General features: G+C 32.8%; 11 protein-coding genes and 1 other RNA gene. 7 read left to right on the top strand and 5 right to left on the bottom strand.

Translation table 11 applies throughout. The annotated features are described in order from the left end of the window. Positions 1 to 80 precede the first annotated feature (80 nt). The 3 genes from LJY17_RS04235 to LJY17_RS04245 are packed head-to-tail and all read left to right on the top strand — an operon-like array spanning position 81 to position 2,172. Complete coding sequence (locus LJY17_RS04235) at positions 81 to 905, top strand: DUF3822 family protein (RefSeq protein ID WP_264542608.1); 825 nt, start codon at positions 81 to 83, stop codon at positions 903 to 905. Then, positions 896 to 1,471, top strand: coding sequence for a 16S rRNA (guanine(966)-N(2))-methyltransferase RsmD (rsmD, locus tag LJY17_RS04240; protein WP_264542609.1), 576 nt, complete (start codon positions 896 to 898; stop codon positions 1,469 to 1,471). The genes LJY17_RS04235 and rsmD overlap by 10 nt, the downstream gene beginning before the upstream one ends. Positions 1,472 to 1,491: 20 nt before the next feature. Beyond that, positions 1,492 to 2,172: a DUF4328 domain-containing protein gene (locus tag LJY17_RS04245; protein WP_264542610.1), complete on the top strand. Its 681-nt coding sequence runs from the start codon at positions 1,492 to 1,494 to the stop codon at positions 2,170 to 2,172. On the opposite strand, the gene LJY17_RS04250 is transcribed toward LJY17_RS04245, so the two are convergent. Next, entirely contained in the window at positions 2,169 to 3,035 is an 867-nt protein-coding gene (locus tag LJY17_RS04250) for a cupin-like domain-containing protein (RefSeq protein ID WP_264542611.1), read from the bottom strand. The two genes, LJY17_RS04245 and LJY17_RS04250, sit on opposite strands and share 4 nt — an antisense overlap. Before the next feature lie 44 nt (positions 3,036 to 3,079). Further along, positions 3,080 to 3,392, bottom strand: an RNA gene (gene rnpB / locus LJY17_RS04255) — RNase P RNA component class A. A gap of 97 nt (positions 3,393 to 3,489) precedes the next feature. On the opposite strand from rnpB, the gene LJY17_RS04260 reads away from it, so the two are divergent. The 3 genes from LJY17_RS04260 (at position 3,490) to LJY17_RS04270 (ending at position 5,654) form a co-directional block, all read left to right on the top strand. Next, positions 3,490 to 3,792, top strand: a complete 303-nt coding sequence (locus tag LJY17_RS04260) for a hypothetical protein (RefSeq protein ID WP_264542612.1) — start codon at positions 3,490 to 3,492, stop codon at positions 3,790 to 3,792. 108 nt (positions 3,793 to 3,900) lie between these two features. Further along, the gene (gene dnaX / locus LJY17_RS04265) at positions 3,901 to 4,986 is read left to right on the top strand and encodes a DNA polymerase III subunit gamma/tau (protein ID WP_264542613.1); all 1,086 of its coding nucleotides are present in this window, start codon (positions 3,901 to 3,903) and stop codon (positions 4,984 to 4,986) included. 329 nt (positions 4,987 to 5,315) lie between these two features. Continuing rightward, positions 5,316 to 5,654 carry a hypothetical protein gene (locus tag LJY17_RS04270; protein WP_264542614.1) on the top strand — a complete coding sequence of 113 codons (339 nt, stop codon included), beginning with the start codon at positions 5,316 to 5,318 and terminating at the stop codon, positions 5,652 to 5,654. Positions 5,655 to 5,664: 10 nt separating this feature from the next. Here LJY17_RS04270 and LJY17_RS04275 read toward each other — a convergent pair whose 3' ends face one another. The 3 genes from LJY17_RS04275 to LJY17_RS04285 are packed head-to-tail and all read right to left on the bottom strand — an operon-like array spanning position 5,665 to position 9,179. Next, positions 5,665 to 6,555 carry a Ppx/GppA phosphatase family protein gene (locus LJY17_RS04275; RefSeq protein WP_264542615.1) on the bottom strand — a complete coding sequence of 297 codons (891 nt, stop codon included), beginning with the start codon at positions 6,553 to 6,555 and terminating at the stop codon, positions 5,665 to 5,667. Positions 6,556 to 6,578: 23 nt separating this feature from the next. Then, positions 6,579 to 8,693, bottom strand: a complete 2,115-nt coding sequence (gene ppk1 / locus LJY17_RS04280) for a polyphosphate kinase 1 (RefSeq protein ID WP_264542616.1) — start codon at positions 8,691 to 8,693, stop codon at positions 6,579 to 6,581. Positions 8,694 to 8,696: 3 nt separating this feature from the next. Then, positions 8,697 to 9,179, bottom strand: coding sequence for a SixA phosphatase family protein (locus tag LJY17_RS04285; RefSeq protein WP_264542617.1), 483 nt, complete (start codon positions 9,177 to 9,179; stop codon positions 8,697 to 8,699). 343 nt (positions 9,180 to 9,522) lie between these two features. Here LJY17_RS04285 and LJY17_RS04290 point away from each other — a divergent pair, with 343 nt between their 5' ends. Beyond that, on the top strand, positions 9,523 to 14,034 hold the full coding sequence (locus LJY17_RS04290) for a gliding motility-associated C-terminal domain-containing protein (protein ID WP_264542618.1): 4,512 nt from the start codon (positions 9,523 to 9,525) through the stop codon (positions 14,032 to 14,034). Position 14,035: the final 1 nt, after the last annotated feature.

Raw genomic sequence — 14,035 nt, forward strand, 5'->3', positions numbered from 1 at the left:
CAAATATACGTAGTAATACTTCGCAACATAATATAGTTCAAAAAAAATTGTAGATTTGCCTAATAACCTAAAAACAGGCAATGCAAGTTTCGAACGCATCAATTTTAGACAAAAAATACAGCAAATTAGTCTTGCAAATTTCACTTTCTGAAATTTCGTTTTGTATTGTTGATACTTTATCCAATAAGGCAACAACACTTGGAGATTTTCCTTTAGAAAAATCAACAAACGTATCCGATACCGAAAATTCGATAATCAATTTCATAAAGCAAACACCTGTTCTTCAATCTAAATTTGATGAGGTTTTAGTTTTGCACAATAACAATCTAACTACTTTTGTTCCTCAAGTGTTATTTGACGAGAATTTACTGAGTAGTTATCTACAGTACAATGTAAAAGTTTTTGATTCTGATTTTATCTCTTTTGATGAAATTCAAAATTATGAAATGAATTGCGTGTACATTCCTTTTGTTAATTTAAACAATTCATTAATAGATTGTTACGGAAACTTTAATTATAAACATTCTTATTCTGTACTTGTCAAAAAAATATTAGATTTGAGTAAAAACAATGATGAATCTCAAATATTTGTTCATTGCCAAGAGGATAATTTTCAAATAATTGCTGTAAAAAACCAAAAGCTTTTACTTTTTAATTCATTTGAATATAAAACCAAAGAAGACTTTATTTATTATTTACTTTTTACAGCAGAACAATTACAATTAAATCCTGAGACTTTTCATTTAAAGCTTTTCGGAAAGGTTTCTAAAAATGATGAAATTTATAAAATTGCTTACAAATACGTTCGTAATGTTTCACTGTTTTTCGATCACAACGATATTGAAAATAAAATAGCACAACAAGATTATCTAAATCATTTTATCCTTATACACGCATGCGAATAATTTCTGGAAAATATAAAGGTCGAAGAATTAATCCTCCTAAAAACCTACCTGTTCGCCCTACTACAGACATGTGTAAGGAAGCTTTATTTAATATTTTAAACAACCATTTTAATTTTTCAGGATTAAAAGTTCTTGACTTATTTTCTGGTACTGGAAGTATTAGTTATGAATTTGCATCACGCGGAAGCGAACCCATTATAAGTGTTGACGGAGATATGGGCTGTGTAAATTTTATCAAAAAAACAGCCAAAGAATTTGATTTTGATATAACTGCTATTAAAAGTGATGTTTTTAAATTTTTAGAAAAAAGCAAAGGAAGCTACGATATCATATTTGCTGATCCTCCTTACGGAATGGAACAAAAAGATTTTGAAAAAATAATCGAAATTATCTGTCAAAATGAACTTTTAGAGAAAGATGGTATGATGATTATTGAGCATTCAAAGTATACTTCGCTGGAACACATGGAAAACTTTTCTTATGCGAAAAACTATGGTGGTTCTGTCTTTTCATTTTTTGAATATGAATATGATGAAGAGGAAGAAATTGAAGAAGACGAAAATTAATAATACTAAAAACAAATAAATTGAAACCAAACCATTCAAGAGCAAAATATGCAATCGTTTTCATTGCTTTAATATTCATTTTAGATTTATTTTCTCTACTTTTTGACTATTTAGAGTACTTACTATTGACTTCTGATTTCAACCAAGATATTGTTACTGAGGCTGAAAACAATGATTTAAGACAAAGTATTTTAGGTATTTTATATATTTTAGTATATATAACTTCGGTAGTATTTTTCATTAGATGGTTTAGAAGAGCATATTACAATCTTCATACAAAAATCGATCATTTAAGTCATAGCGAGGGTTGGGCAGCAGGAAGTTGGTTTATTCCTTTCATTTGCTTATACAGACCTTACCAAATCATGAAAGAAATGTATACTGAAACAGTTGATTATCTTGAAGATCAAAACAAAAAAATAGGAAATCAATATTATTCCTATTTTATAGGTTTTTGGTGGACACTTTGGATTATTTCAAATTTTTTAGGGAGAATTTATTTCAAAGAAACAATGAATGCAGATACAATTTCTGAATTACTTGAAAGTAACAAATTAAGTATTATAAACACTGCTATTTCAATACCTTTAGCTTTGGTTACAATAAAAGTAATATATGATTATTCTAATTTAGAAAAAGTATTATTTAACATTAAAAATGATAATCCAAAAATAGAATTAACAACGGTCGAAGAAAACTAAATTTTTAAATTCTTGTGAGTATTAACAATAGCTCTTTCATTTTTATAATCAATCCATTTTTGTCCTTTCCATTTACGCATCACCACATCAAAGTGACGCATAATTAGTAAGTTGTATCCAGTTTTAAATAAACTACTTAAACGTATTGGATATGCTCTTAAACTCATTGAAAATCCGGGTGTTAAATATTTCATATAATGCCAATAGCCTTCGGGCATATATAACATCTCACCATGTTTTAAATTACAGATTAACCCTTTAGCCTCTTTTAAAGCAGGAAACTTATCAAAGTCAGGATTATCATAGTCTATATCTTCTCTGGATATTAAAGAATGTGGAACTTTGTATAAATAAGGAGTTTGATCAGGAGTAAATAGAATACATTGCTTTTTCCCATGGAAATGAAAATGCAAAATATTAGAATAATCAATATCATAATGAATAAAGACTTTTGCCCCTTCTCCACCAAAAAATAACATCGGGAGCTGCTTTATCAACTTTAATCCTATATCTGGCCATTTAAAGTCTTCTCGCAACACCGGTACTTCTTTCATTAAATTGTAGAGAAAAATACGATAGTTTGTTGGCTCTTTTTGAAGTAGATTTATATAATCACTCATTTTCATTTCTGCATGAGCCTCATTAAAACCATCTTTGTGAGAAACGGGTCTATCGTCATAAAGCGGGACTATTTTTTCCCCTGCTATATCTTTAATATATTCTAATTTCCATTTATGAAAAGCAGGCCAATCAGTTGTAAGCTCCTCAATAACGAGGGGTTTTTGCGTTTTCACATAATTGTTATAGAAATCTTCTTTAGAAATGGTTTTTACCCTTGGTATTTCTGTTAAGTTTAACTTCATATACATTAAAGAATATAAAACTCTAATTTAACAAAAATTTTATAAAAAAATGCAGACCTATAAGCCGGATTCTGTCTACATAAAAATGTAGCCTTATCATTTATCTAGCCTTACAATTACTTATAAGATCGAGCTGCCTACCCCTCAGCAACGGACGAGTAGCCCTTAACTGCTGATATACATGGCATTTCACCGCATAGAGTTTACCTGGTTTCACTACAGCATTACCTGTACATACTTTCTGTTGCACTTGTCCTCGCCTCACGACGGACGGGCATTACCCGCTATGCTTACTCTGTGGTGTCCGGACTTTCCTCCTTTCTGATAAATCAAAACGGCGATAAGGCGGTCTGCAGTGCAAAATTACACAATTCTTTTATCTAAATTTTATGAAAAGTAATCTTAATCAGCCTATTTTTTGTAAATTTATTATTTCATTAATTTTCAAAAAGTTATGATTCACAGATATAATTATGATAGTGTTTTAAATGCCTTAAACGAGCTCAAAAGCTTAGGTTTTACCGTTGATTATAATATCAATGAGAGTGGTTTTATATCTAATCCTCATGATTTTGAGATTGTTCATATTTTTAGATATGAAGGAGATTCAAGTCCAGACGATGAAGCTACTGTTTATGGAATAAAATCAAAAACAGGTCAAAAAGGAGTCTATGTTTCAGGATATACTGCAAATTCCGAATCTAAATCAGCACGTTTCCTTAGAGAACTTTCCATAAAAGGAAGAAAAGGACTCTAATATTCTTCAAATACTGAAATCTTTTTTGTGAATAACTTTTCCTTTATTTCAATAATGCAGTTTGTGTTTTGATATTTCAACTTCTATATTTGTACTTCATTAGAATTTATGGAACAGTTCATAGTATCGGCACGTAAGTATCGTCCACAAACATTTAAAGATGTTGTTGGGCAGCAAGCTATTACCAATACTTTATTAAACGCCATAGAGAACAACCATTTAGCACAAGCCTTATTATTTACAGGGCCTCGTGGTGTTGGAAAAACAACTTGTGCCCGTATTTTGGCTCGTAAAATTAATCAGGAAGGTTATGATGACCCTAATGAAGATTTTGCTTTCAACGTATTTGAATTAGATGCGGCGTCAAACAATTCGGTTGATGATATTAGAAATCTGATCGATCAAGTAAGAATACCACCTCAGACAGGAAAATATAAAGTATATATTATTGATGAGGTACATATGCTGTCACAAGCCGCTTTCAATGCTTTTCTTAAAACATTAGAAGAACCTCCTCGTCATGCTATTTTCATATTAGCAACCACTGAAAAACATAAAATTATTCCAACGATTTTATCTCGTTGTCAAATTTTTGATTTTAAACGAATTACAGTTAGAGATGCTAAAAATCATTTAGCCGAAGTTGCTCAAAGCCAAGGAGTATCATTTGAAGATGATGCGTTACACATTATAGCCCAAAAGGCTGATGGTGCAATGCGTGATGCTTTGTCTATTTTTGACAGAGTTGTCTCTTATTGTGGAAATAACTTAACAAGACAAGCTGTAACGGAGAATCTAAATGTTTTAGACTTTGATTATTATATAAATGTTACCAATTTAATTCTTGAGAATAAAATACCAGATTTACTTTTAGCCTACAACGATATTTTATCAAAAGGTTTTGACGGACACCATTTTATTGCTGGTTTAGCATCTCACTTTAGAGATTTATTGGTTTGTAAAAATCCTGCAACACTTTCTTTACTTGAAGCTGGTGAACATGCACAAAAGCTTTACGGAGAACAATCGCAAAAAGCTTCTCAAGAGTTTTTACTACAAGGAATTGATTTAGCTAACGATTGTGATTTAAAATACAAAGCGTCTCAAAACCAGAGATTATTAGTCGAGTTATGTTTAATGCAGCTTGCCTCTATCACTTTTGATGGAGAAAAAAAAAAGCTAAGTCCTTTATAATACCTCCTACTTATTTTAGAAATTCAGGGTATTCTATTACTGAAGTAAAAAGCACAATTAGAGAAGTTACTCCTACAGATTCACAAATCTCAAACAAAACTGACGTTGAAATTTCAGTTCAAAAAGTAGTTGAAACAAATTCAGTTACTAATGAAGTTTTAAATAAAACGTTAGAAACATCAAATCAGAAGCCAGTAAGCACAAATCAACCAAAGGTTTCTGCACTTTCATTATCAAGTATTCGTGCCAAAAGAGAACTCGAAGCCCAATTAAAACCTGAGCAAAAACATCACGAAGAATTACCTACTGAACCGTTTACAGAAACTCAAATGCAAGAGCAATGGGTAAAATATGCTCAAAAATTAGGGAACAAAGGATATAAAATTTTAGAATCATTATTACTTATCAATGATCCTAAATTAGAAGGTACGACTATTTATCATGAGTTGCCAAATGAAAGTTCTAAGATTGATTTTGATGGTGAAAGACATGATTTATTAGGTTACCTAAGAGGTAAACTTCACAACCATAACATCACTATCGAAATTGTAATAAACGAGACTATTGAAAGTAAAAAAGCATTTACTGTTGAAGAAAAATACAATCGTTTAAAGGAATTAAATCCAGCTTTAGAACTACTTAAAAAAATGTTTGATTTAGATTTATAGTCTTTTCAAACTATATTTTACCTTGATACATTGCTTTTACGATACCATCTGAAAGTCCAATTTTAGGAACAAATATTTTATTTGCTCTACTCCACTTCATAGCATTCAAATAAATACGTAGTGCATGAATAATAACATCGGCACGGTCTGTATTTAAACCTAATTCGGCAATTCGTTGTTCGTAAGTTAATGAATTTAGGTATTGATATTGAGAATTTAGATAAATGTATGACAAGGGTTTGTCTTGCATTTTTCCAGACAATTTAAATATCTTGTTAATGTTTCCTCCTGAACCTATCAAGGTAATATTTTCATAATCTTCAGTATTGGCTTTTATCCACTTTTCTATTTCTTGCCAAACCACATCGTTTACCATATCGTTCAGCAAACGAACGGTACCATTTTTAAAAGATTTTGAAGCAATCATTTTCCCTTCTGAAAACAAGGAAAACTCAGTGCTACCACCACCCACATCAACATACAAATAAGTTGCATCTGTTCGTATGAAGTGATGTAAATCTGAAGCGGCTATAATTGCTGCTTCTTTTTTTCCATCGATTATATCAATTTTAACATCCGCTTTTTTCTTGATTATTTCAGTTACTTCTTTACCATTATAAGCTTCTCGCATTGCAGAAGTTGCGCACGCCATATAACGCTCTACTTTATATACTTTCATTAGTAGTTTGAAAGCTTTCATAGCATCAATCATTCGATCAATATTCTCTTCTGTGATTTCTCCAACAGTAAAAGCATCTTGACCTAAACGAATGGGCACTCTAAATAAAGCACTTTTATTAAACTGTGTTTCTTTTCCTTCTTGTTCAACAACATTAGTAATTAGCAAACGCATGGCATTTGATCCAATATCGATTGCGGCATATTTTTTAATTGTAATCATAAAATCATTAATCAGTATAAAACTTACAGTTTTTCAGTAATTACTTCAATTTTGTTTTGATAGTATTTGTACATTTCGTGTTGTGCTCTAAAAATTGGATTATCACCACGTACTCTATATTTATTATCAAGTTTTTCTGAATGATAACGTGCTTTTACGTTTGCTTTCCAACCTATTTCAAATGTTTCAAGCAATTCCTTTCTAATATTTTCATCATAAATAGGACAGGTAACTTCTACTCTACTATCTAGGTTTCTTGTCATAAAATCTGCCGAAGAAATATAAATATCAGGATTTTCATTATTACAGAAAATATAAACTCTTGAATGTTCTAAATAGGCATCTACAATCGAAATTGCTTCTATATTTTCGCTCATTCCTTTTACTCCTGGAATTAACGAACAAATTCCTCTTATTATGAGCTGTATTTTTACCCCCGCTCTACTCGCATCGTATAATTTATCAATCATTTTATAATCAGACAAACTATTCATTTTTAGCTTTATATAAGCTGGTTTACCAAGGCTAGCATTTAAAATTTCACGATCAATTAGTTTATAAAAACGACTACGTGTATAGTGCGGAGATATAATTAAATGCTTGTATCTATGTAATCTGTAATTAATTTGGAAAAATTCAAAAACCTTTGCTGCTTCCTTTAAAATTTGCTGATGTGCAGTTAACAAAGTTACATCGGTATAAACTTTTGCAGTTGATTCATTGAAATTTCCTGTAGAAATAAATCCGTAGCGACGTAATTTTCCTTCTTCGTTTATTCGTTCAATTAAGCATATTTTACTATGAACTTTTAATCCTTTTACACCAAAAATGAGTTCAATACCTTCAGTCTGCATCATTTCGGCATACGATATATTACTAGCTTCATCAAAACGAGCTTGAAGTTCTATTTGAACTGTTACTTTTTTCCCATTTTTAGCTGCATTAATCAATGAACTAACAATTTGAGAATTTTTTGCTAAACGATACAGTGTGATTTTAATTGCTGTAACTCGTGGATCAAGCGCAGCTTCACGCAAAAACTTAATTATATATGAAAATGATTGGTAAGGAGCATTAATGAGATAATCTCTTTTATCAATCATTTTAAGGATACTCCCGTCCAAATGTAAGTCTTCAACAGGAAGTGGTGTATTTACTTTGTAAAGCAAATCATATCTTCCTAAATTAGGGAAATCCATATAATCCCTTCTATTGTGGTAACGACCTCCAGGAATAATACTATCTTTTGAATCAATCCCCATCTTTCGGAGGAAAAATTTAAGTGTATCCTTATCAATTGTTTGATCGTAAACAAAACGAACAGGTTCTCCAATTCTCCTATCCTTTACACTGGATGAAATTTTTTCAATAAAACTCTTATTTAAATCACTATCTAAATCCAACTGAGCATCTCTTGTAATTTTGATCATATGAGCTGAGATACTCTCATAATCGAAAATATTAAAGATCTTATGTAAATTATATCTAATAACATCATCAAGTAAAATAATATACTGCTTATCATTACTTGATGGCAAAACAACAAATCGATTAATTGTTTTCGGAATTTCTATAACAGCGTAACGAATATCCTTTTTTACTTTCATCTTCTCTAAAATAGAAGAGTTTTCAGTAGGACTCATTACTAATTTAATTGCTAAATATCCAGATGTGTCTTTAAGTAACGGAAATTCATCAAGATCATTTAAGATAATAGTTACAAGTTCTGGGCTTACTTTTTGATTAAAAAAGTCCTTCAAAAACATCTGCTGTTCTTTATTGACTTCAGTTTCATTAATTATGTAGATACCTTCTTTTTCTAATTCTTTTTCAATGATACTTAATATACGTAAACTTTCAGATTGCTGATCAATTACCGTTTCTGTAATATCTTTTAAGAGTTTTTGAGATGAAATTCCTCCAAGTATATCTTCATTTGTTTGTCCAGTCATATTTAAACGACGGATTGCTGCATACCTTACTCTAAAAAACTCATCTAAATTATTTGAAAAAATACCCAAAAACCTCATTCTATCCAACAATGGAACTCTTTCATCTGCGGCTTCTTGTAATACCCTAAAATTAAATGCTAACCAGCTCTTTTCTCTATCTATATATCGGTTTACTATCAATGGCATTCATTAAATTTCTTTAGGAAAAACTGTTTTAATTATTTTTCCTCCGTTAATATTTTTCCAACTACTTTGCTCGAATTGTAAATATACAAAGCCAGCTGTAGGAACATTCTCTATGTATTTATTTCCAAATTTATTGACAAAATTTGTAATAGCCTCGTTATGTCCAAAAAGAATTAAATTTTCAATTACATCATCACATTTTTTAATTTCTGATTCTAATTGACTCTCATCAAACGTATACAGCTTATCAATAAAATTAATTTTTGATGCATCAATGCTAAGCGTCTCACAAAAAATCTTAGAAGTTTGTGATGCTCTCAATGCAGTACTACACCAAAATAGTAAATTTTCTGGTAAAATACTAGCAACTTTTTCAGCAACTTTTTTAATAGCTGAAATTCCTTTTTCTTCTAATGGTCTTTGTTTATCTATGACACCAAAATCCCAACTAGATTTTGCATGTCTAACTAAAATTAATGACTTCATATCCTAACCTCAAACAATTATAAATTAAATGCTTAAAAAATTGATTAATCCTTTTTTTATAAAAAAACAGTTACTTCATGGATAATTATTGTGATTTTATCGAAAAAAGGAAAACCAGTGAACACTTTTTTATTTAAAGTGATAATTTAGCATTGTTAAAGGTAACTAAAAATACCAATAACAAGTTTCCATAAATAGTAAATTCATAATACCACTTCGCAGAATTTACAATTTACTTTTTACCCAAAATCCATTATAGTTTTATTATTGCTTTGTTCAGTTATAACTAATCTTTAGCTATAACCGACTCGTTATCTCATTTTTTAACTAAAACGCGATGTTTATGGAAAATTCTACTATTTTGCAAACGACACCAAACCGCAAGCAAAATCTCTTCCTGTCTTTTGTGCTATTATGCACAACCATTGTCTTTTCGCAAAATCCTTATAACTGTAACAACTGTTCTTCTAATGATATTAGTATACAGAAAGTTGAATTGGTTTCTGCGACATCCGATGGGAATGGAGGTTACCTCCCTCTTCCAACAGCTTGTAATAGCGGAGATATTATTAATGGCTATTTAAAAGTCACTCTTGATCAAAACGCAACTACAAGATATGGTATACAAATAGATGCTGATGTATTTATAAACGGTGTATATGACGATCATATTGATTTTGAAAGTTGTAATACTTTTAATTCTGGAACTTATTATTTATACATTCCTCTTATAGGTAATCCTATCAGTTGGACATGTGGAACAACACTTTCTTTAAGAAATATTTTTATTGGCTGGGGAAATTCAGCTGCTAACAATGTTTGTAATGTAGGAAACTGTGATGTAGGCCCTCATTGTTATAAATACAATATTGATACTAATTTTGTTGTAATCACTCCTTTGAGTGTAAACTTTACAGCTGTTGGTTCATGTCCTCCTAATAATTTAGCTCAAACATTTGTTTTTACTTCTACAACAAGTGGAGGCGTAACCCCATATAGTTATAGCTGGATAATTACAAAAAATGGAAATCCTGTACCTGGCTCACCTTTTTCAGGTTCTCCTCTTACACTTGACTTTTCCAACCTAGGAGGTGCTGGAGCATATTCAGTAACGTTACAAGTTACTGATAGTAATTCTTCACCTACCATAAGTACAAATACTCAAATTATAAATATTGGTTCTTGCTGCGTTCCAGCTGCAACTTGTAATTTAAGTCCTCTAGTTGCTAATAGTTGTTCAATTCCGCCCGCTTTTACAAATCCTTCAGATGTATTTACATTTCAATCTTGTGGAAAAGTTGCAACAATAACTAGTAGTGATAGTGGAGATACTATTATTTGTGGTGATGGAGATGGTGCTGATTTTAATAGAACTTACACCCTTCTATATGATGGAGTTCCATTCACAACTTGTGTTCAAAACATTAAAGTAAACGATAATACTCCACCTACATTCACTGCACCAGCAAACGTAAATATATACGCCGATGCGCAATGTAACTACGATGCTTCTGTGGGAATTACTGGTGATGTAACCAATGAAGCCGATAATTGCTCAACTGGATTACAAGCCACTTATACTGACTCAGTAGCTGATGGGCAATGTCAAGGTTCTCATGTTATTACCAGAACTTGGACTTTAGTAGACAATTGCGGTAACCAAGCCGCTCCGCAAGTACAAACAATTACTGTACTGGACAACATTGCGCCTACATTCACTGCACCTGCCAATGCAACAATCTATGCCGATACACAATGTAATTACGATGCTTCTGTTGGAATTACTGGTGATGTGACTAACGAAGCTGATAATTGTTCAACTGGATTACAAGCAACATACACTGATTCAGTAGCTGATGGTCAATGTCAAGGTTCTCACATCATTACCAGAACTTGGACTTTAGTAGACAACTGCGGTAATCAAGCCGCTCCGCAAGTACAAACAATCACTGTACTGGACAATATCGCACCTACATTCACTGTACCTGCCAATGCGACAATCTATGCCGATGCACAATGTAACTATGATGCTTCTGTTGGAATTACTGGTGATGTGACTAACGAAGCTGATAATTGTTCAACTGGATTACAAGCAACATACACTGACTCAGTAACCGATGGCGCTTGTCAAGGTTCTCATGTTATTACCAGAACTTGGACTTTAGTAGACAACTGTGGTAACCAAGCTACTACGCAAGTACAAACAATCATTGTACTGGATAACATCGCGCCTACATTTACTGCACCAGTAAACATAACAATCTATGCCGATGCACAATGTAACTACGATGCTTCTGTGGGAATTACTGGTGATGTAACCAACGAAGCTGATAATTGCTCTACTGGATTACAAGCCACTTATACAGACTCAGTAGCGGATGGGCAATGTCAGGGTTCTCATGTTATTACCAGAACTTGGACATTGGTAGACAAATGTGGTAATGAAGCTACTACGCAAGTACAAACAATCACTGTACTGGATAACATCGCGCCTACATTTACTGCACCAGCAAACATAACAATCTATGCCGATGCACAATGTAACTACGATGCTTCTGTGGGAATTACTGGTGATGTAACCAATGAAGCCGATAATTGTTCTACTGGATTACAAGCAACATACACTGATTCAGTAGCTGATGGTCAATGTCAAGGTTCTCACATCATTACTAGAACTTGGACTTTAGTAGACAATTGCGGTAATCAAGCCGTTCCGCAAGTACAAACAATTACTGTACTGGACAACATCGCGCCTACATTCACTGCACCAGCAAACGTAAATATATACGCCGATGCGCAATGTAACTACGATGCTTCTGTGGGAATTACTGGTGATGTAACCAATGAAGCCGATAATTGCTCAACTGGATTACAAGCCACTTATACTGACTCAGTAGCTGATGGGCAATGTCAAGGTTCTCATGTTATTACCAGAACTTGGACTTTAGTAGACAATTGCGGTAACCAAGCCGCTCCGCAAGTACAAACAATTACTGTACTGGACAACATTGCGCCTACATTCACTGCACCTGCCAATGCAACAATCTATGCCGATACACAATGTAATTACGATGCTTCTGTTGGAATTACTGGTGATGTGACTAACGAAGCTGATAATTGTTCAACTGGATTACAAGCAACATACACTGATTCAGTAGCTGATGGTCAATGTCAAGGTTCTCACATCATTACCAGAACTTGGACTTTAGTAGACAACTGCGGTAATCAAGCCGCTCCGCAAGTACAAACAATCACTGTACTGGACAATATCGCACCTACATTCACTGTACCTGCCAATGCGACAATCTATGCCGATGCACAATGTAACTATGATGCTTCTGTTGGAATTACTGGTGATGTGACTAACGAAGCTGATAATTGTTCAACTGGATTACAAGCAACATACACTGACTCAGTAACCGATGGCGCTTGTCAAGGTTCTCATGTTATTACCAGAACTTGGACTTTAGTAGACAACTGTGGTAACCAAGCTACTACGCAAGTACAAACAATCATTGTACTGGATAACATCGCGCCTACATTTACTGCACCAGTAAACATAACAATCTATGCCGATGCACAATGTAACTACGATGCTTCTGTGGGAATTACTGGTGATGTAACCAACGAAGCTGATAATTGCTCTACTGGATTACAAGCCACTTATACAGACTCAGTAGCGGATGGGCAATGTCAGGGTTCTCATGTTATTACCAGAACTTGGACATTGGTAGACAAATGTGGTAATGAAGCTACTACGCAAGTACAAACAATCACTGTACTGGATAACATCGCGCCTACATTTACTGCACCAGCAAACATAACAATCTATGCCGATGCACAATGTAATTACGATGCTTCTGTGGGAATTACTGGTGATGTAACCAACGAAGCTGATAATTGCTCTACTGGATTACAAGCCACTTATACAGACTCAGTAGCGGATGGGCAATGTCAGGGTTCTCATGTTATTACCAGAACTTGGACATTGGTAGACAACTGTGGTAATCAAACAGCTCCACAATTGCAAACAATCACCGTACTGGATAATTTAGACCCTATTGTAAGTCAAGAATTTGAAACAGAAGTTAGTGCATCTTGTTCAAACATTCCAACATCAGAACCACAATTTCAAGATAATTGTTCAGGAGTAACTGTAGTTGCTTCACCAGACAATAATACACCTGTTAATGTAACTGATTATGGATATATATTAAATCAACAATGGATTGCAACAGATGATTGTGGTAATCAAACTGAAGTAATTAGAACAATTACCGTGACTATAGACAAACCTTTTGAAAATATTTTTGTTCAAGATCCTATTTGTACTGATGGGGGACCTATAGATCTATTCAGCTATTTAGATCCAACAATAGATCATTCAGGCACTTGGGTTGACGTTAACAATTCAGGTGGTTTAACAGGAAGTATTTTAGATCCAATGGGAATTATTGCAGGTGTTTACAAATACAGATATACCTTATCTACAGGAACTTGTCCTAGAATAATAGAAGTAATTCTGACTATCAAAGACGACTGTATAGTATTACCGTGTTCTCTTAATGACATATCAATATCAAAAGTTGTAACTCCAAACAATGATGGATACAATGATTATTTCTTCATTGGAGGAACAGAAGAATGTGGATTTAAATTTAATGTAAAAATTTTCAATAGATGGGGTGCTTTGGTTTATGAAAATCCTAATTACAAAAATGACTGGGATGGAAAAGCTCGAAGTGCAATTTCATCAAGCAATTTGCCAGCAGGTACTTACTACTACATTGTAGACATTGTAGATAGTGGTCTTGATATATTTACCGGTTATATCTATTTAGGAACTAAAAATTAAA

Source organism: Flavobacterium hankyongi (assembly GCF_036840915.1).
GTDB lineage: Bacteria > Bacteroidota > Bacteroidia > Flavobacteriales > Flavobacteriaceae > Flavobacterium > Flavobacterium hankyongi.